16 protein-coding genes and 2 pseudogenes are annotated in these 19,190 nt (G+C 39.9%); all 18 read right to left on the reverse strand.

Annotated features, from left to right (window positions below; genetic code table 11):
* Position 1 precedes the first annotated feature (1 nt).
* Positions 2-637 carry a protein-L-isoaspartate(D-aspartate) O-methyltransferase gene (locus AC1EU0_RS07580; RefSeq protein WP_480301688.1) on the reverse strand — a complete coding sequence of 212 codons (636 nt, stop codon included), beginning with the start codon at positions 635-637 and terminating at the stop codon, positions 2-4.
* Complete coding sequence (gene surE, locus AC1EU0_RS07585) at positions 634-1,374, reverse strand: 5'/3'-nucleotidase SurE (protein ID WP_480302045.1); 741 nt, start codon at positions 1,372-1,374, stop codon at positions 634-636. The genes AC1EU0_RS07580 and surE overlap by 4 nt, the downstream gene beginning before the upstream one ends.
* Positions 1,375-1,470: 96 nt before the next feature.
* Positions 1,471-2,451: pseudogene (truD, locus tag AC1EU0_RS07590) on the reverse strand (tRNA pseudouridine(13) synthase TruD); the annotation flags it as partial.
* A gap of 46 nt (positions 2,452-2,497) precedes the next feature.
* Positions 2,498-2,977 carry a 2-C-methyl-D-erythritol 2,4-cyclodiphosphate synthase gene (ispF, locus tag AC1EU0_RS07595; RefSeq protein ID WP_480301689.1) on the reverse strand — a complete coding sequence of 160 codons (480 nt, stop codon included), beginning with the start codon at positions 2,975-2,977 and terminating at the stop codon, positions 2,498-2,500.
* A 4-nt stretch (positions 2,978-2,981) separates the two neighbouring features.
* Positions 2,982-3,686, reverse strand: coding sequence for a 2-C-methyl-D-erythritol 4-phosphate cytidylyltransferase (gene ispD, locus AC1EU0_RS07600; protein WP_480301691.1), 705 nt, complete (start codon positions 3,684-3,686; stop codon positions 2,982-2,984).
* Between the two features lie 24 nt (positions 3,687-3,710).
* Positions 3,711-4,013 carry a cell division protein FtsB gene (ftsB, locus tag AC1EU0_RS07605; RefSeq protein WP_480301693.1) on the reverse strand — a complete coding sequence of 101 codons (303 nt, stop codon included), beginning with the start codon at positions 4,011-4,013 and terminating at the stop codon, positions 3,711-3,713.
* 156 nt (positions 4,014-4,169) lie between these two features.
* Positions 4,170-5,462 carry a phosphopyruvate hydratase gene (gene eno, locus AC1EU0_RS07610; RefSeq protein WP_480301694.1) on the reverse strand — a complete coding sequence of 431 codons (1,293 nt, stop codon included), beginning with the start codon at positions 5,460-5,462 and terminating at the stop codon, positions 4,170-4,172.
* A 157-nt stretch (positions 5,463-5,619) separates the two neighbouring features.
* Positions 5,620-7,251, reverse strand: a complete 1,632-nt coding sequence (locus tag AC1EU0_RS07615) for a CTP synthase (RefSeq protein WP_480301695.1) — start codon at positions 7,249-7,251, stop codon at positions 5,620-5,622.
* A gap of 224 nt (positions 7,252-7,475) precedes the next feature.
* Positions 7,476-8,312 (reverse strand): hypothetical protein, encoded by an 837-nt coding sequence (locus AC1EU0_RS07620; RefSeq protein ID WP_480301697.1) that lies wholly within the window; start codon positions 8,310-8,312, stop codon positions 7,476-7,478.
* Positions 8,313-8,417: 105 nt separating this feature from the next.
* Positions 8,418-9,767: a sigma-54-dependent transcriptional regulator gene (locus AC1EU0_RS07625; protein ID WP_480301698.1), complete on the reverse strand. Its 1,350-nt coding sequence runs from the start codon at positions 9,765-9,767 to the stop codon at positions 8,418-8,420.
* A gap of 15 nt (positions 9,768-9,782) precedes the next feature.
* Positions 9,783-10,760: pseudogene (locus tag AC1EU0_RS07630) on the reverse strand (sensor histidine kinase); the annotation flags it as partial.
* A 513-nt stretch (positions 10,761-11,273) separates the two neighbouring features.
* On the reverse strand, positions 11,274-12,410 hold the full coding sequence (locus AC1EU0_RS07635) for a hypothetical protein (protein WP_480301700.1): 1,137 nt from the start codon (positions 12,408-12,410) through the stop codon (positions 11,274-11,276).
* Between the two features lie 140 nt (positions 12,411-12,550).
* Positions 12,551-13,984 (reverse strand): sigma-54 dependent transcriptional regulator, encoded by a 1,434-nt coding sequence (locus AC1EU0_RS07640; protein ID WP_480301701.1) that lies wholly within the window; start codon positions 13,982-13,984, stop codon positions 12,551-12,553.
* Between the two features lie 468 nt (positions 13,985-14,452).
* A complete protein-coding gene (gene fliS, locus AC1EU0_RS07645; RefSeq protein ID WP_121836954.1) occupies positions 14,453-14,854 on the reverse strand; it encodes a flagellar export chaperone FliS in 402 nt (133 codons plus the stop codon).
* 142 nt (positions 14,855-14,996) lie between these two features.
* Positions 14,997-15,329, reverse strand: coding sequence for a hypothetical protein (locus AC1EU0_RS07650; RefSeq protein WP_480301703.1), 333 nt, complete (start codon positions 15,327-15,329; stop codon positions 14,997-14,999).
* Between the two features lie 68 nt (positions 15,330-15,397).
* The gene (gene fliD / locus AC1EU0_RS07655; protein WP_480301705.1) at positions 15,398-16,759 is read right to left on the reverse strand and encodes a flagellar filament capping protein FliD; all 1,362 of its coding nucleotides are present in this window, start codon (positions 16,757-16,759) and stop codon (positions 15,398-15,400) included.
* Positions 16,760-16,794: 35 nt separating this feature from the next.
* A complete protein-coding gene (locus AC1EU0_RS07660; protein WP_480301707.1) occupies positions 16,795-17,202 on the reverse strand; it encodes a flagellar protein FlaG in 408 nt (135 codons plus the stop codon).
* A gap of 402 nt (positions 17,203-17,604) precedes the next feature.
* Positions 17,605-19,143: a hypothetical protein gene (locus AC1EU0_RS07665; RefSeq protein ID WP_480301708.1), complete on the reverse strand. Its 1,539-nt coding sequence runs from the start codon at positions 19,141-19,143 to the stop codon at positions 17,605-17,607.
* Positions 19,144-19,190 lie beyond the last annotated feature (47 nt).

Raw genomic sequence — 19,190 nt, forward strand, 5'->3', positions numbered from 1 at the left:
CTTACGCCAAATCTCCATCGACTAGAGGAACAAATTTAACCGGTTCAATGACTTCAGATCTGAACGTATCACCTTCTCTAGTGATTCTCATTAACTGTTGAGATTCTCCTCCAACAGGAATGACCAACTTTCCCCCGTCAGAAAGTTGTTGTAATAACGCATCTGGAATTTGACTTGGAGCAGCAGTTACCAATATTGCTTCGTACGGTCCTTTATTCACCCAACCTTTCCAACCATCGCCATATTTAAATGAAATGTTATGCAAATCAAGCCATTTCAGTTTTTGGCGAGCCTGTACCTGCAAGCTCTTAATACGCTCTACGGTGCAGACTTGAGGAACAATTTGAGCCAATATCGCCGTTTGGTAACCTGATCCAGTGCCAATTTCCAAAATGTTATTCGGACGATGACTTGTCACCAGTTCTGTCATTTTTGCAACGATATAAGGTTGTGAAATAGTCTGACCACTTCCAATCGGCAATGCTGTATTTTCGTAAGCTTTATGAGCTAACGCCATATCTAAAAAATGCTCACGAGGTGTATTGGACACCACTCGAAGCACCTTATGATCACTAATACCTAGTTCTGCAAGACGGTGAGATAAATTACTTGCTGCAGCGCTGACAGCCTGTGTCATAGTTTTTTAGTCCATTCATTTAAAGTGGGTAACTGCTTATAAGCGGTTAAATCTACTGTTAATGGCGTAATGGAAACATAGCCATTAGCCACGGCGTTAAAGTCTGTATCTTCTTCTGAGTCTTGTTGTTGCCCCGGAGGCCCTAACCAAAAAATCTCTTTGCCAGACGGGTCTTGTGTCCGAACTAAGCCTTCAGCTTTATGTCTAGCCCCCAAATGAGTTACCTTTATTCCTTTTATTTGTTCGAGAGGAATATCCGGTACATTTACATTTAAAATTTGATCTCTTTCTAAGGGGTGATCCAACAAACCTTTTACCAATTTTAATGCCCAGTGAGCCGCCGTATCATAATGTTGTAGCTGCTTACCAACCAGAGATATAGCGATAGCAGGCAAACCTAAAAATCGACCTTCCATTGCTGCTGCAACAGTGCCAGAGTATAGGACATCATCTCCCATGTTGGCACCAGCATTAATGCCAGATACAACAATTGATGGCTCTTGCGAACACAGCTCTCGTATGGCGAGGTGCACACAGTCTGTTGGTGTTCCACTCACGGAAATATAACCATTATCTAACTTATTAATCCTTAAAGGGTTAGTCAAGGTTAATGAGTTACTTGCACCTGAGCAGTTACGATCTGGTCCAACTGTTAATACATCGGCCATGGTTGCCATAGCTTGAGTTAACGCCTTAATTCCCGGAGCTAATACACCATCATCATTACTTACTAGAATGAATTTTTTATTACTTTGTGATGGCTGCGGTTCAGTTCTACTTTTTTCACTCCAAACTTTCTGCTGTACATCAGTATAGTTGACCAATTCTCTTAAGATTGAAGTCGCAAAGCAGCCTGCTGGCAATGAAAAGCTGATTGTGAAAGTGTCTTCGCTCACTTTATATGAAAGGTTTTCAGCTTTAAGCAGAAGTGATCTTCTCTCTTGTTTTAAGCCAGCCTCTTCTAGTCCCTGCTTTTCAACACTAAACTGACTTAGCACTTGGTTTTCAAAGTTCAGAGCATCAGAATGAGAACTCAATTCTCCTGTTCCCCATAAAGGAGCTGAAAGTTGAATGTCATTAGTCTTCAATCTGTGTTGATTTTCATCATCCCATTCATCAACACTGAAATAGCTCTTCGAGCCAGTAAGCATTACGCAATCACCCGTAATAGGGCTTAATTGGTGCTTTACTAGTCTTTTAGAAACTACTTGGTTGAACAGGTAAGAACGAACAGCGGATAAGTACATGCTTCGCTTACTTCTATCCTTGACCTTTTTGCCTTTGAACATTTCAACACCATGTTTGATGTTGTTTCCTTCATGTCCAAAACGCTGTTCACCAAAGTAATTCGGAACTCCAAATTGTTTGATTTTTTCTACTTTAGCTTGAAGCTCATCAATGTCGGATACATTTCTTAAAGTGAGCGTAAAGCGATTGCCAGCAAGTGTCCCTAAGCGAAGTTTTTTTCCATGGCGATGAGCTTGTAAAATCTGCATTTCATCATCATTGAGTTCAGCCCAGTTTGGGGTATCTTTTCCCGGAATTCGAACGCCAAACCATTGCTCAGTGACAGCATTGCGATCTTTCTGCCCAGCAAAAGTCACGTCTTTACTTGGCACTCCGGCGAATCGAGCTAACTTATCAGCTACAAAACGAGTATTTAATCCGTCTTTTCTTACGTACAACCAATGATGCTCACCTTCGCCAGATGGTTGAACAGGCATCATTTCTACTACTTTAAAATCAGTATTGTGAGTTCGTAAATTAGCAGTAGCTTTGGGTTTACCATGAAGGTAGTGTAATTCGTCTAACATCTTAAAACCTAATTCTTATCTAGCGGTTATACTGTGCCATTGGGTACTATTTTGATTGCATCAATACTACGGCTTCTACTGCAATACCTTCTTTGCGCCCTGTAAACCCTAACTTTTCTGTAGTTGTGGCTTTTACATTGATATTCTCAATATCTGTTTGCAAATCTTCTGAGAGAATAGCTCTTATTGCTTCGATATGAGGTAGCATCTTTGGAGCTTGGGCAATAACCGTAACGTCTAAATTACCAATTTCGAACCCTTTATTTTGGGCAAGTTGATAGCAATGCCTTAGTAACACTCTACTATCAGCTCCAGCATATGCATCATCAGTGTCAGGAAAGTGCTTACCGATATCTCCCAAAGCCATGGAGCCTAAAATGGCATCGCTTATAGCGTGTAGTACAACATCACCATCAGAGTGAGCAATCAAACCATCTTGGTAAGGTACAGTAACACCACCCAAGATTAACGGTTTATCTGAGCCAAATTTGTGTACATCAAATCCATGTCCGATACGAAATTTCATAGAGTTACCCATTATTTTTTAAATAGAGTTCAGCTAGTGGCAAATCATCTTTATGAGTGACTTTAATATTATCAGGTCGACCGGACACTAATCCCGGCTGTATATTTGCCCACTCCATTGCAGATGCTTCATCGGTGATTGTTACATCTTGAGATAACGCACGCTCTAAATTGTTCTTTAATATATTAAGTGGGAACATTTGTGGAGTCATAGCGTGCCACAGTTGCTCTCGACAAACGGTTTGATCGATTGTGCCATCAGATCCAGCTCGCTTCATAGTATCTCTAACAGGCATGGCTAAGATAGCCCCTTGAGGAAACTCTTGCCTAGCGTCTATCAATTTATCAATGTCATCGTGGGTAATACATGGCCGCGCAGCATCATGCACTAATACCCATGAATCGCTTGAATTATTTTGTTCGGCATATTTCAGTGCACTTAATACAGAGTCTGCACGCTCTTTGCCACCAATCGTGGTCAATAATTTGGGGTGTTCAGATTCGGGAAGTTCCTTAAAGTAAGGATCATCTTCGCCTATAGCAACAACCACTTTATCGATATTGGGATGAGATAAAAATGCGTTAAGAGTGTGGCTAAGAATGGCTTTGTGATTAATGGTTAAATATTGTTTTGGAAGCGTTACTCCCATGCGTTTTCCCACACCTGCCGCGGGAATTATTGCAATAATTCGGTCAGTAGTTTCGCTCACGCGTTTTAGTTCTCCGGTTAGGGATTAATCTTCATCAGGCGAGTAAGTCGTTTTCTTTCCTTTCACAACTCGATAGAAAGTTTCCCCTTCTTTGACAAGACCTAACTCATTTCTAGCTCGCTCTTCTAGGGCTTCTGTTCCAGTTTGTAAATTGGCAATTTCTTCTTTTAACACTTGATTACGCTCAATTAATTTTTGATTGTTTTGCTGCTGAGTATGAATTTGGTCGAGTAGTGAAAAATATTCTTGCAAGCCATTTGCTCCCCACCATAATCGATGCTGGAGCAAAATTAATAGCACTAATAAACTGGCGATAAATAATTTCATTTAACTCAACAAATTTGTGTGAAAATAATAGTAATTGCCGTCATTAAAACAGAGGCCACCTTATCAGGTGGCCTCACATATATCTAATTATGAGTGACTAGAAGTCATCAATCAAGCTTTGAACTCAAGCAGAAGAGATTTCTCCCTTCTCAAGAATTACTTGCAGTTGATTTCTGCTAGACCGCGGTAAGCGGCTTTGTCACCTAATTGCTCTTCGATGCGTAATAACTGGTTGTACTTAGCAACACGATCAGAACGACATAAAGAACCTGTCTTAATTTGACCTGCTGCAGTACCTACAGCTAAATCAGCAATGGTTGCATCTTCCGTTTCACCTGAGCGGTGAGAAATAACAGCAGTGAAGCCAGCTTCTTTAGCCATGCGAATAGCAGCAAGAGTTTCTGTTAGAGAACCTATTTGGTTGAACTTAATTAGGATAGAGTTACCAATCTTATTCTCAATACCACGAGCTAAGATCTTAGTATTCGTTACGAATAAGTCGTCACCTACTAATTGAACTTTGTCGCCCATGATTTCAGTTTGGTATGCCCAACCATCCCAATCTGACTCGTCTAGACCATCTTCGATAGAAACGATTGGGTATTCTGTAGCAAGCTCTTTTAAGAAGTCAGAGAAACCGTTTGAATCGAATACTTTACCTTCGCCAGAAAGGTCGTACTTACCATTTTTGTAGAACTCAGATGCAGCACAATCTAGTGCTAGAGTTACATCTTTACCTAATTCGTAGCCAGCCGCTTCAACCGCTTCTTTGATCACTGCAAGTGCTTCTGCATTTGAAGATAGATTAGGAGCAAAGCCACCTTCATCACCTACTGCAGTGTTAAGGCCTTTACCTTTAAGCACTTTCTTAAGGCTGTGGAAGATTTCAGCACCAACGCGTAAAGCTTCACGGAAGCTTTTTGCACCAACAGGTTGAACCATGAATTCTTGGATATCAACGTTGTTATCAGCGTGCTCACCACCGTTAAGAATGTTCATCATAGGAACTGGCATAGAGTACTGACCCGCAGTGCCGTTTAGTTCAGCAATGTGAGCATAGAGTGGGATAGCTTTGAATGCAGCCGCTGCTTTAGCGTTTGCAAGAGATACAGCAAGGATCGCGTTTGCACCTAGCTTATCTTTGTTTTCAGTACCATCAAGGTCAATCATAACTTGGTCGATATCTGCTTGAGCAGTTGCATCTTTACCAATTAAAGCTTCAGCAATTTGACCATTGATGTTTGCAACAGCGGTTAATACACCTTTACCTAAGTAACGTGCTTTATCACCATCGCGTAATTCTAGAGCTTCACGGCTACCAGTTGATGCGCCAGATGGAGCTGCAGCCATTCCAACAAAACCACCTTCTAAGTGTACTTCTGCTTCTACTGTTGGATTACCACGTGAGTCCATGATCTCGCGACCAATTACTTTTACAATCTTAGCCATTGTTATCCTCGATATAAGATTTATGTTGTAAATTAAAATTAAAAGTGAAAACTTATACCAATTGAGTAATTAAGCACCAAATTGGTATAAATTTTCAAATAACCAATTGCCACTTCAATTTTTAACCATTGAAGTGGCAAAATAGTGACAAACGTCCTTAACTGATTTTTTGGAACTCAGCTGCGGCAGCAACAAAGCCTTCAAACAGAGGATGTCCATCTCTTGGAGTTGAAGTAAATTCTGGGTGGAATTGACCGGCTACAAACCATGGGTGATCGGCAATTTCAATCATCTCAACTAATTTACGATCAAATGATAAACCACTGAATACTAAACCAGCCTTTTCTAACTGCTCTACAAAGTTATTGTTTACTTCATAGCGATGACGATGACGCTCAATGCAAGATTCAGAACCGTAGGCTTGTGCCGCTTTAGTTCCAGCTTTTAAATGACAGACTTGTGCGCCTAAACGCATAGTGCCACCTAAATCAGAGGCTTCATCACGCTGCTCTATCTTACCTTCATTATCAATCCATTCCGTGATCAAACCCACAACTGGGAAAGGAGACTGCTTGTCAAACTCGCTTGAGTGCGCACCATTCATACCAGCCACGTTACGAGCAAACTCAATAAGCGCTACTTGCATACCCAAACAAATACCAAAATACGGTACTTTATTCTCACGAGCATATTTTGCCGCTAAAATCTTACCTTCAACACCACGCTCACCAAAGCCACCAGGGATCAAAATACCATCTAGACCTTCTAGTACTTCATTTCCTTTTGCTTCAACGGTTTGAGAGTCTACATATTTAATATTAACTGATAAACGGTTTTTCAAACCTGCATGCTTTAATGCTTCATTTACAGATTTATATGCATCTGGCAGCTCAATGTATTTACCCACCATACCAATGGTTACTTCGTCAGTAGGGTTAGCTTCTTGGTAAATTACATTTTCCCATTCATTTAAGTCAGCTTCTTTGCAGTCAATGCCAAAGCGTTTAGTCACAATTTCATCTAACCCTTGAGACTTTAATAACGCAGGGATTTTATAGATGCTATCTACATCTTTTAGTGATACAACGGCACGCTCTTCAACATTACAGAATAATGAAATTTTTGCTTTTTCATTGCTAGGGATCGCGCGGTCACCACGACAAATCAGAATATCGGGTGCAATACCAATTGAGCGAAGCTCTTTCACGGAGTGTTGCGTTGGTTTCGTTTTCACTTCACCCGCTGCTCCCAAGAATGGAACTAAGGTTAAGTGCATGAATAAGGTACGCTCACGACCTAAAGAAACGCCTAACTGACGAATTGACTCTAGGAATGGTAGAGATTCGATATCACCTACTGTACCGCCGATTTCAACGATAGCAATATCGTGACCCTCGCCGCCCGCTAAGACTTTCTCTTTAATTGCATTGGTAATATGAGGAATAACCTGAATGGTTGCACCTAGGTAATCACCACGACGCTCTTTACGAAGTACTTCTTCGTAGATGCGACCTGTAGTGAAGTTATTACGCTTGGTCATCTTGGTGCGAATAAAACGCTCATAGTGACCTAAATCTAAATCTGTTTCCGCCCCGTCTTCGGTTACGAAAACTTCACCGTGTTGAGTCGGGCTCATTGTACCCGGATCGACGTTAATATACGGGTCCAGTTTCATAATGGTAACGTCTAAACCACGTGCTTCTAAAATCGCCGCTAACGACGCCGCTGCAATGCCTTTACCTAATGATGAAACCACACCACCAGTTACGAAGATATACCTTGTAGTCATGCTGAACCTGAGAAAGTAAAAAGTGAAAATTCGCTTACATCAATTCAAATACAACTCACCATTTATTCAAGTTTTGCAACACAAACAGCAATAACAAGCTTAAGCTTGCGGATGAAAATTGGATTGATATGAGAAAGCACTAGGACGGGGAAGTAGTCTAGCAAAAAGGCTTATATGGCACAATTGAGAATTTTACGGAAACAGCGTTTTTTTATCGATAATATTTAAAAGGTAACTTTTGGTAAAAAGAGTACTTCTCTACCATCCCCTTTCAAAGCTAAGTTAAGGCTCATTGCCTGAGGTAGGCTTAGCAGCCCTGAATTTACACTCTGATTAATAGTATCTTGAATACATGTCATCTGCTCTGCTATTTGCTGTTCCCGCTTTAGACGTTCTTTTCTTTCCTTTACAGCAAACGCCCCATTGGGGTTAAGAACATCTTGCTTTAATTGACTCAGCCTAGCAATTAAGTTGTTTAATGAGCTAACTAATTGTTCATTGCCATGATTTTGTCGTATTTTAGCAAATTGCTTATATTTCCTTGGCTGCTCAGCTTGTTGATGACTTTTCCCATCCGTATAATCCGTATGAAAAGCTTCATCAGAAATCATTTCATTTTCTTCAAATAAAAACGAGTCTTCTAAATATTCTGATGCGGCAGGTGACACTCTTATTGGTGCAGGCACTAACTTTGATTTGACTTGAGATATATGTTGAAACACAAAACTTGGCTTGCCATGCTCTTCAGCATAAAAAATTTTTAGCACTTCACCTTCGAACTGAAAATCATCAACTTTCTTTATCTCAAACCCTTCTTTTAAAGACAAATTAGCCAAAGTACAGAAACTACTTAGCTCCGTGTCATCATTAAAGTCGGTTCGAAAAAATGAAGTATAGCTTTGGCTTGCCTTACCACCAGCTGTGTGCTGAACAAGCCATTCTTCAAAATGTGTAAAACTGTCACCACTATCGATGTGACTCTTACACAAGTCAACTAGAGACTTTGTATCTCTACTGAGTTGCATACTCTCAAGTTCGAGTGATAACTTCGATACAGCCATATTTTAATTACTCTGAAACATCTTACTGTTAGAATAAAGAGTTAAAGGCTTTAACCAAAGGTTGCTGAATAAAAATTAACCCACAGATCATTATCACCTGTCTATTTAAGCCGGAATCTGCATCCCCAACTCTTTCATTTTGGCAATTTTGTATCTCAAAGTTCTTGGACTAATGCCAAGCTTTTCTGCCACCATTTTTCGGCTCCCTTGGTACTGATTTAGTGTTTCTAAAATGATCACATGCTCTTGGGCTTTTAAATCTTTACCAAGGGTTTCAGCTTCTTTGGTTTGAATAACAGCATCATCATTAGTTGCTTGTTCATGAACATCATTAGCATCAATAATAATGTCATCTGTGGTAATTTCTTCACCTTGATGCAAAATAATCGCTCGTTGAATAACATTGTCCAACTCACGTACATTACCCGGCCAACGGTGTAATAATAATTTTCTTATTGCAGCATCTGACAACTCTGGCACTTGTAAAATAGATTGCTTTTCGCAGTGCTTATTGAGCATATGTTTTGCCAGCGGAATAATATCGGCAGGACGTTGATATAACGCTGGCCACGCTAATGGAAATACGTTGATACGATAATACAAGTCTTCTCTAAACTGACCTTCGTCGACATAGGCTTTTAAATCACGGTTTGATGTAGCTAAAACGCGAACATCTAACTTGATGGTTTTCCGACCACCTAAACGCTCAACTTCCCTTTCTTGTAAAACACGAAGTAGTTTAGCTTGTAGCCCTAATTCCATTTCTGAAATCTCATCCAGTAACAGAGTACCACCTTGAGCTTGTTCAAATTTGCCCGGACAAGCTTGATGCGCTCCTGTAAACGCGCCTTTTTCATAACCAAATAAGGTCGCTTCGAGCATATTTTCGGGAATAGCTGCGCAGTTAATCGCAATGAATGGTGCATCTTTACGACTGCTGTTTTGATGAACATAACGTGCCATCACTTCTTTACCACTGCCGCTAGGACCTAAAATCATCACTGACGCATCAGAGTTTGCGACTCGTTTTGCCAGATTAAATAAGTTAACGCTTTTTTCATCTTCAATGATTGGTTGCTCTGCATCTGAAGTATCAGGAAGGTAGCGAGAAACTTGGTTTAGCAATACTTCGGTCGCGAAAGGCTTTTCTAAATAATCCACAGCTCCTTGCTTTATGGCTTTAACTGCATCATCAACAGTTGCGTAAGCGGTCATCATTAGCATAGGCAATTTAGGGTGATTAGCCGAAACGTAATTCAATAAACCTAAACCACCAATACCTTCCATTTGCACATCGCTGATCACCATATCAAAGCTGTGCTTTTTCAGTGACAATATGGCATCTTCGGCAGAAGCCACATCCAAGCAATCGTACTGAGCCAGGATTAAGGTATCCACTAAAGCCTCGCGTAAATCCGCATCGTCTTCGACTAATAATAATTTGGCTTGAGACATTATACTTACTCCAGATTAAGCGGCTGCGGCAAGAGCTGGGAATCTCATTACAAAATGACAACCTTTCTCTTTCTTACAACTTAACGTTAATTGACCACCATGATTTCCAACTACTGACTGCACCACGGCGAGTCCCAAGCCCGTACCTTGTGACTTTGTTGTATAAAATGGTTCTAGAATTTTACTGTGTAACTCTGCGGGTAAGCCCTTACCGTTATCGATCACCTCAAGAAATAGCTCTTGATTATGCTCGCTGGCTTTTATCGTAATTTCTGTCGCTTTCGCTTCAATACTATTCATAACTAAGTTATTAATGGCTGACGCAAGTGCAGAGTGATTTGCCATAAGCTTTGAAGCAGACATATCAATAAATTTAAGCTGACATCGATGCTTAGCTGCAATCGGTTCGCAATCGGCTTTGACTTCAAGCATCACCTGATCTAGTCCTACAGCTTCCCCTTCTTGCTCTTGACGACCACGTGCCATTAGCAGCATGTCATTAACTTGACGCTCAAGTTGATTTAATCGATCAACCAGCTTGCCTTGAAACTTGTCTTTATTGGCTTGAGGCAGTTTAGGATTAGCAAGGTTTGAAGCATACAACATAGCTGCTGAAAGAGGCGTGCGTACTTGATGTGCTAATTTAGCCACCATTTTGCCCAGTGCCGATAAGCGCTGAAGATGAGCCAAGCTATTTTGTAACTGACGAGTTTCTGTCAAATCAGTAAGGACGATTAGCTGTCCTGATTCTGGTGATAAAGGCGTGATTTCTAATTTTACTCGACGACCATTAATTAGAGATACCTCATGCCCGTCATCTTCTTGAGGCGCAAAGGAGCGCTGAATGATAGTAAACCATTGCTGGCCTTCAAGAGGCTCACCAAGTAATTCAATTGCAACAGGGTTAGCTTTGGTTACTACACCGTTGCCATCAAGAATAACAATGCCTGACGGCATAGCTTGCAATATGTGTTCTACTTCATTCGACATTGAATGACCTCACTCATGGCTTCTAGCAAGAAGACAGAGTGAAGACGATTTACCAAAAATCGAACAAACACTTTTAGTATTAATAAGTTACTCACTCATTCACCCCGTCAAAAAACTGTTTCTAGAGTGAATAAAGCAGCTAATATGCCAACTATTGAGAATTAAAGTATCGTGAACAATTAGTAAACAGTGTGAGGTGTTAAAAATAGAGTATCGCTTTGGCTGAATTTCAGTTGAGTGGGCTACATAGCTAAATCAATATAAAATGACATTCTCAGAGCTATCTGTGGAGGCACAATTTGAGGCGCATCAATTTATAATGTAGATACCTTATAAATTGATGTAACAAAAAAGTGTGCCTCCACAGAAGCTCCTTACAGGCTGGTTTAAAAGAAACTTATGCTGCGTTAAATCATCTCAACGTAGAGTAACTATGTCTTCACCGATTTACCTTGCCTAAATTTCTTTTAATTCCAGCTGAGTGCGTCATTTTATATTGATTTAGCTATATTTTAATTAATCTTTTTTGAACGAACGTACCCCTGGGAACAAAGGTTCTTTAAAGTCCTCCCTTGTTAATTGAGTTTCAGTGCCTGTAGTTTGCACACTTTCACAATCAGCAAGTTGTTGTCGTAACATTTGAGCCCTTGAACCAATTATGCTTTCAAGATTTTCCTGCCTTTTCTGGCTTAATTGTTGCTCATATTTATTTTTTTGCTCCATCTCTTCGTGAGCACTGGAATCGTCCTGCTCCGGCAAATAGATACAAATCTTACTTTTTTGTTGCTGCTCTTGATTCACAAGGGTTACGATGATCTCAGTTCCCCTTTTCATTTGTATGAACTTAAAAAAACCATAAGGTTTTTTATCTATAAGAACAGGAAATTCCCTATCCTCTAACGTAATTGAACCAGAGCCTTTATTAAAACTTACTTCGATATTCGGACGATCAATTTTCAACCTATGTGCGACGACAAACTCAGCAAGTAATAGCCCTCTCTGCACATAGCCAGAAAGCCCATTATTCACTGTTCTCATATCTGTATGAAGCTGTAAAATAATCGACCGATATTGATACAACTTTAGCTTTTGTGACTCAGCCCTCTCATCTACCACTGTAATAAAAAGAGGTAATGAACCAATTTTATGAAGCGATATTGCTTGTTTAGTTTCAGGCTGGCAAGCTTCCATTGGGTTTTCAGGTTCAATGCTCAGTTCTTTAGCAGGTTCTTTTTTTTCTCTAACTAACAACTCCGCTTTATTTCTTTCAGTAGGCGAACTAACGTGAGCATTAGTGGTGCTAACCGTCCAACCTTCCAAAACTTCCCTTTTTCTTTTTTCATAAGTTCTAATGACTCTATTTTGGTATTCTACTCTGCTCCTGCTTAGTAGTATGCGATTGAAAAATTCATCAGATATAGCCTTTGCAACTTCCTGACTTTTTCTTGAGTCTACTTCTTCTCCCTCAAAAAATAGCTCTAACTTCCTTTCGCAGTCAGTTACAGAATTGTATTTATAGCTGACTTTGATGCTTTCACTTTCATCCAGCTCTTTTACTGTAACCACTCCAGCAAAATCTTTAAGCGTCATCGGAGGGAAGTGTTCCTCTGGAAGAGCCCATGAAATTTGATATGAAGCTGATTGAGAAGCCATTCGTAGTATTCAAAAATAACAATGTGATAAACATTGTATATGGAATAGCAAGCAAATTAATCCAATATAAATTGGTTTTAATTTTGTATTAATTGGCGGGGTCAGAGAGCAAACCTGTCAGGCAGGTTTGCTCAAAGAAGCTAATCTTTAGATAAACTGTATTTTTTCATTTTCTCAACAAGGGTAGTACGACGAATACCCAGCATTTCAGCTGCTCTAGCTACTACGTTATCTTGTTGGTCAAGAGCTTGACGGATCATGTCAATTTCCAGCTCTGCTAATAAATCTTTCAGATTCACCCCTTCAGCAGGTAATTCACTAGGAAAGCGGTTTTCTGGTATTTCTACAGGCTCATCATCGTTAAAAATTGCAGCTAATGCATCACGTTCAGCTTGCTCTTCACTGACGGCCACTTGATATTCAGGCACATCAATATGGCGGTATTTATGCGGTAAATCATTAACGTCGACTAAACCACCTGGGTAAAGAATAGTTAGTCTTTCAACAAGGTTAGATAATTCGCGAACGTTACCAGACCAAGCATGTTCTTTCAATGAGTCAATCGCACGTTGAGTGAAACGCACTTTCCCTCGACCTTCGTTAAATACTCGAGCCACTAGCTCTTGCAAAAGTAGAGGTATATCGTCACTTCGCTCTTTCAATGATGGCATTTCAATAGGAAATACATTGAGACGGTAATACAAATCTTCACGAAATTCGTTTTCTCTGATCATTAACTCAAGGTCACGGTGCGTCGCAGCCACAACTCGAACATCTGCTTTTAGGGTTTTAGAGCCACCAACACGCTCAAATACTCGCTCTTGAAGAACACGCAGCAACTTCACTTGCATTTGCAATGGCATATCGCCAATTTCATCTAAAAAAAGTGTACCGCCTTCGGCTAGTTCAAAACGACCTTTTCTTGCTGTAATTGCTCCCGTGAATGAGCCTTTCTCATGACCAAATAGCTCACTTTCAAGAAGCTCAGGAGGAATAGCACCACAGTTTACTGGGATAAAAGGGCCGTCACGACGTTCTGAAAGATAATGAATATTTCGAGCGACAACTTCTTTACCGGTACCGGACTCACCAAGCACTAATACCGTAGCGTCAGAACCAGCAACTTGGCTGATCATGTGCCTAACTTGGTTTATGCCCTCACTTCTGCCAACAAGACTTCTAAATAGCTTTGTTTGGTTTACACTGGTTGGCACTTCCACCCGTTTGGCTTGACCAAATACTTGGCAAAAATGTAAAAGCTCGGTGAGTTGTGGGTAACTGAGGTTGTCAGCTAATGAACCTATAAGGTTAGCCGCATCAAATTCTATTTCCTGAGACAAGGCAATAAAAGGTTGCCACGGCAAAGTACTAACTATAGAACGAAAGGTTTCGAGCTCACTGATAGTGACGCCAAAAACTATCGCTCGATAGCGAGTATCTTTTGTTGAAGCAGTGAGACGATCTAAGCTGATCTGCTCGACTTGTTCTCCAAGAAACTCCAATACGCAAGTTAAACGATTAAATCGCTCTGAGTCATTACCGACAAGTAAAATTCGTTGATCAATTTGCATCATTAATAAGGCCGTAAGTGCATCATCACTATAAAAACCCAACCATCACTAATTACTTGGGTAATCCTTTGCCCATTAGGTTAAAAGTATTATTACAGTTTAGTCGAGCTCACCAACAATGTTAGTTGAATAAACGATGCTGGTTCTAACCCGATTGTAAGTTGCAGTGTCATTTTAGCTAATTTTATGTTACCCATAGGTAAACACTGCTCAATATCTCGCATATTGTATTATCAGAACGCGAGAAGCAAGTCTCTGATTGGCTTTCTGCACAACAAGACAACTTATAGCTCAAAAATCAAACACCCCATATGATGTACGTCAAGAAAATGGCTATAGAGGTTTTAACGGCACATAAAAAGCTAGACGCTCACATCAGCCTATATCATCTCGATTTTTATTTTTATTGCCTGCCAAAAGCAAAACAGGCGTTTCAAAAACACCTGTTATCAGCCAAAAATGAAAAAAGTTTTAGCTCGCGTGAGCAGTAATATGATGCATTTCTTCTGGGATTTCATCCCAGCCTTCTTTTAACGTTCTAAGAACTTCCGAGACATCATTTAACATCTTGGTGTCATTGCTTAAATTAGCTTGAATCAAACCGTTAATAACAAAATCATACAATGCTTCTAAATTGTGTCCTAGTTCATCATCATCCATTACTAAGCAGCTTCTCAAGCCTTCTACAATATCAATGGCTTTGCCAATGCATAAGCCTTTGGCTGCAATATCATTATTTTCAATGGCGTAACGAGATTGAGCAATACGCTCTAGTGCACCGGCAAATAACATTTGCGTAATTTTATGTGGCGAGGCTTCAGTAATTTGACTATTTACTGACACTTGGCGATAGGATTGTAGCGATCCTCTCATAGTATCAACTCCATTCGTTTTATGTTCTTTAAACTGGTGAGAAATCAAAACCATCAACTGACAGTTAGATCATCAAAACTTTCTTAACATCACTAAGTAAGAACCAATAAATTGAGTTGAACTAAAACTCTTAAGCTATTTGTTACTTACTCGAGTCGACGTCTTGGTAAAGGTTAATTTTTTTGCTACCCGGCTTCACTTTCGCTAATGCATCAAAATAGTATTGACGATGTGTTACAAGGGCATCCATAAACGCTTTTGCTAATGCTTTTTGTTGATTGATATAAGCTGCGTCGACTTCATTAGTAGACATTACTTTCTCGATCAAAATTTGACGTTTGTCTATTAACACCTGCAAGCTTGATGCCAGCTCCTCTGATTTATGAATATCAGATTTAATAACGTCATCTAAGCTTTTTATGGTGAAAGAGATGGTTTGATTTAACTCTTTTAGCTGCTGCTTTAATTCCGGCACTTTACTTTCCATAAGATTCAATTTACCTACTGCTTATTGTAGATTCTCTTGTGGGTTTCGCTAGTTAATTACCTTCTAGAGGCTCCCGGCAGTGATGCAAGTCTTTGATTTAAAAATTCTTGCTGAGCATTAAGGCTACCAACAATGGAGTCCATCGCATTGAATTGTTTGCGTAAACGATCTTCTAGTGACCCCATTTTTCGACCAAAGGCTTCTCTTTGATCTTGCAACCTGTCCAGTTTGCCATCTAATGATTCATCACGACCATCAAGAATACCGCCAGTTTTACTGTAAACATCAACGCGTTCGGTCATTTTTGCTACAAAACCCGTATCTTCTTTAGTAAAAAACTCGGTTAATTTTGATAGATCATTATCAATAGCTTTATCTAGCTGGTCATCGTCTATTTCTAGAGTGCCATCGCGTTTGGTGGTAATGCCAAACTCAGCCAATTGAACTGTACCACCTTCAACAGCAAATGAAGATGAAAGGGTATTTCTGAGTTGTGAGTTCATGGAACGCAACATGGCATCCCCTTGCAAAGCACCTGCTATCTGTTTCTCAGCATCATAGCGAGATAAATTTTTGATGGTTTTAGACATGCTGTTAAAAGCCTCAACAAAGCTCTTAAGCGTTTTTTTAGTACCAGCTTTATCTTGCTCAACGTTAATGGTAGTGGTTTTTGCTGCATCAGCATCTTTTAAATCAATGGTAATGCCATCAATAGCATCATCAACACTGTTTGACGCCGATGTTTTTTTTAATCCATCGACCGTAATAATGGAATTTTTTGCCGCTTGTACCTCAGTCATGGTAAAGGTATCGCTTAGCGACGAAGAACCTGTGATATCGGTGGCCTCAACGGTTACATTATTAGCAAGCCCCGTTTTTTTAGAGGTCAACACTAACTTTGCACCAGCATCACCGTTGATAATGGTTGCGGTAACGCCTTTTTCTTTATTGTCCTTTGACTCGTTAATTTTATTAACGATGTCTTTAAGCTTATCTTCAGCATTAACGTCAACAGAAAAGCTGTCACCATCTACGGTAAATTTTAGATTTCCAGCCCCCACAGGGGCGTCTACATCTGAAACCGCTTTTGTGCCCACTTTTTGGCTGCGAGCTAGTTGTTCAACACTGACGGTATAACTTCCAGAAATCGCATCCTTATCAGCTTTAGCTGAAATAAAATCTGAATTAGATGTTTTAGTTGTAGTACCTTGAAAGGCATCTTCTTTAGATAACGGTTTTAACTTGTCTACAAATTTTGACAGTCCACTCTTTAGTGAGCCTAAAGCTGAGATTTCAGCATTAATGACAGCCTGTTCACGGTTAAACTGAGCCTGTTTAGGCGCATTTTGGGCATTAACTAGCGCATCAACTAAAGCATTAACATTTAAGCCTGAGCCTAAACCTGTGGACGTTAACATAAAGATTCCTTTAAATACTTTTTAACAGCATTAGTTCAAACAATTTCATCGAGCAATAAACCACGCATTTCGGCAATACGCTCGGCAATTTTTAGTGCTTCCTCGGATGGTATTTGCCGTATCACCTCACCCGAATCAGCATCTCGAACACTCACAATCGGCTCGTTACTGTTTCCATTCACTTCAAATGAAATACTTTTGCGAGTAATTGCCATCATTTGAGTTAGTTCTTCAGTGGCATTAGCTAACTCTTGTTTTTCAGCTTCTGTCGCTGCTGTGACTTTGTTTGTTTCATCAGTTTGAGTAACATTTTGAACTTTTTCAGTTTCTGATGAAGCCATAGCCTCGCGATCTTCAACCGCTCTAACTTTGTTTATTTGCATTGCATTTACTAATTGTTCATTAGCAACATTCATACCAGAGGTAAGTGAATTATTTGACATAAGGTTATGCTCCTATTGTCTTTAAACCTAGAAAAAGTAGTTAGAAACGTTCATAAGCGTAGAAAAAATTGCTGGTGGCAAGGCTTGGATTGTCGCAAGTAGTGGTTTCTACTTGTAAAATCCATAACGCAGCCAGTGGAAATTTTAGCCAGCTTATGGGCATTTAGCATTCACCTAATGAGTGAATTACCCCCTTTGCTTTTTCTATTTCAAATTTATGCAGTTATGTCAAATTAATGCGCCTAACTGCTTTTTTTAGGTTAAAACATTAAACTCCTTCTAATCGACCTGTTATCGGCAATAGTTAGGCAACCTTTAGAGTTTTTTAATCTAAAACTACAATAAAAAAAGCGAATGGCTATACCATTCGCTTTTTTTATAGAGGACAGTTTCGATCAAAAATCAGTTAATAGTAAGTTCACCTCGAATGTACTTTGGTGCTGCTGAAGATGATTCCAGCGCTTCCGCAGTAGGGAAGTTATCTGACTCATCGTCAATAACAACAAAATCATCAGGACTAAGTCCTACACTCGAGAGCGCTTGGCAAGCATCAGAATCTGTGGCTGCTTTTAACTTTTGTTGAATCCTTGACGCTTTTACAACAAATGGCTGAACTTGACCGTCGACCTCTTTGGATAATTCATATCCATCAGGAAGACTTAATGCAACATTATGACCTTCACTGCTACTGCTACTGCTACTGCTAAACAATCCCATGCTTCCCATTCCTGAGTAAACAAGAGTTTGTGGTTCAGAAGGCATAGGAGCCTCGGCTCTGTCTTTCAAGTCATCATTTACGCCATTTAAATCAACATTCTCAAAGATCATAACATCATCAAAGGAAACATTATTACCTTGATCGTCTTGTACTGAATATTTGCCTGTCTCACTATTTAACGTCAATGTATAAGTTTTACCATCATCCCCATTGACCTCTGTGCTTGATACGGGCTTTTCACCTTCGAACCATTGATGCTGACTACCAATGTATCCACGTTTTGTTTCACCATTATCGATATAAGTAAAACTACGCCCTGTAGTCAATCCAACAAGTTTACCGCTGTCTTTGCTGAACAAGCCGTAACCTAACGCGTCTTCATCTGGGTTATCTCTAGACAAACACTGAGCATTAGCATTGCCTTTAATGGTACTCACTAAACTACTATTAAACTCAACTTTTGACGCTTGTTGACCATTTAAGTGCAGCAAGCTACCGCCAGAAGTGCCGTCTAGTGCTTGCAAGCCCACCATCTGCTTTGAACCGCCGAAATTATCAGCATATTTAATTCGCACATTACTTGCGACAGGTGCCACTTCTAGATAGCCACGAGCAGACTCTGGATCTCCAGCCTCTTGATTTACCATATACATTTTAAAGCTACCAAATTGAGAAGCGTCTGATACAGGAGTGGTAATCTCAAAACGAATTCTAAACTCACCACCACTATTCCAGACAGCATCAACCACAAAACCACCAGAAGCAGTAGAAGTGATTCGTGTAGTCACCTTAGTCAGTGATTGTTGTGATTCATCAGATTGCATACCTGACTGTTTATTACACTCATCTTGATCCACCAATGCAGTATAAATACCTTGACCTATATTTTCTTGTGGCACCAATTGCCCAGCAAAACAAAGAATAAAGTTCGCTATTGGAAATATTTCATCACCCGCAAGCTTTGGACCTAAAACATTAGGTTCAAGTTTTGAGTAATCGGTCTCTGACAGTTCAAATGACGCAGAAACACCTTGAGGTGAGTTTTGCTTTTTGGCTGGTACTTGGGTAATGGCTGTAGGTAATAACGGTTTAGGTGCTTGCTTAACTTCGTCCTCAGGTTTTGGCTTATCAATGACAACAGGATCGGTTTTATCGTTATTGCCACCACAACCTACTAATACAAATGGTAAAGCCGTACAGAATAAGTAATTAGTTAACTTCATATTACTCCCTTAATATATATAACTAATTTTACAGACTTATAAATTTA

This window comes from Parashewanella sp. 2210YD4-3 (assembly GCF_056591735.1).

Bases quoted from the DNA above. Each gene is read 5' to 3' on its own strand.
- AC1EU0_RS07615 (WP_480301695.1), bottom strand. From the start codon at position 7,251: ATGACTACAAGGTATATCTTCGTAACTGGTGGTGTGGTTTCATCATTA.
- AC1EU0_RS07640 (WP_480301701.1), bottom strand. From the start codon at position 13,984: ATGATGCAAATTGATCAACGAATTTTACTTGTCGGTAATGACTCAGAG.
- fliS (WP_121836954.1), bottom strand. From the start codon at position 14,854: ATGAGAGGATCGCTACAATCCTATCGCCAAGTGTCAGTAAATAGTCAA.
- ftsB (WP_480301693.1), bottom strand. From the start codon at position 4,013: ATGAAATTATTTATCGCCAGTTTATTAGTGCTATTAATTTTGCTCCAG.
- AC1EU0_RS07665 (WP_480301708.1), bottom strand. From the start codon at position 19,143: ATGAAGTTAACTAATTACTTATTCTGTACGGCTTTACCATTTGTATTA.
- eno (WP_480301694.1), bottom strand. From the start codon at position 5,462: ATGGCTAAGATTGTAAAAGTAATTGGTCGCGAGATCATGGACTCACGT.
- AC1EU0_RS07625 (WP_480301698.1), bottom strand. From the start codon at position 9,767: ATGTCTCAAGCCAAATTATTATTAGTCGAAGACGATGCGGATTTACGC.
- AC1EU0_RS07660 (WP_480301707.1), bottom strand. From the start codon at position 17,202: ATGTCAAATAATTCACTTACCTCTGGTATGAATGTTGCTAATGAACAA.
- ispF (WP_480301689.1), bottom strand. From the start codon at position 2,977: ATGAAATTTCGTATCGGACATGGATTTGATGTACACAAATTTGGCTCA.
- fliD (WP_480301705.1), bottom strand. From the start codon at position 16,759: ATGTTAACGTCCACAGGTTTAGGCTCAGGCTTAAATGTTAATGCTTTA.
- AC1EU0_RS07620 (WP_480301697.1), bottom strand. From the start codon at position 8,312: ATGGCTGTATCGAAGTTATCACTCGAACTTGAGAGTATGCAACTCAGT.
- AC1EU0_RS07580 (WP_480301688.1), bottom strand. From the start codon at position 637: ATGACACAGGCTGTCAGCGCTGCAGCAAGTAATTTATCTCACCGTCTT.
- AC1EU0_RS07635 (WP_480301700.1), bottom strand. From the start codon at position 12,410: ATGGCTTCTCAATCAGCTTCATATCAAATTTCATGGGCTCTTCCAGAG.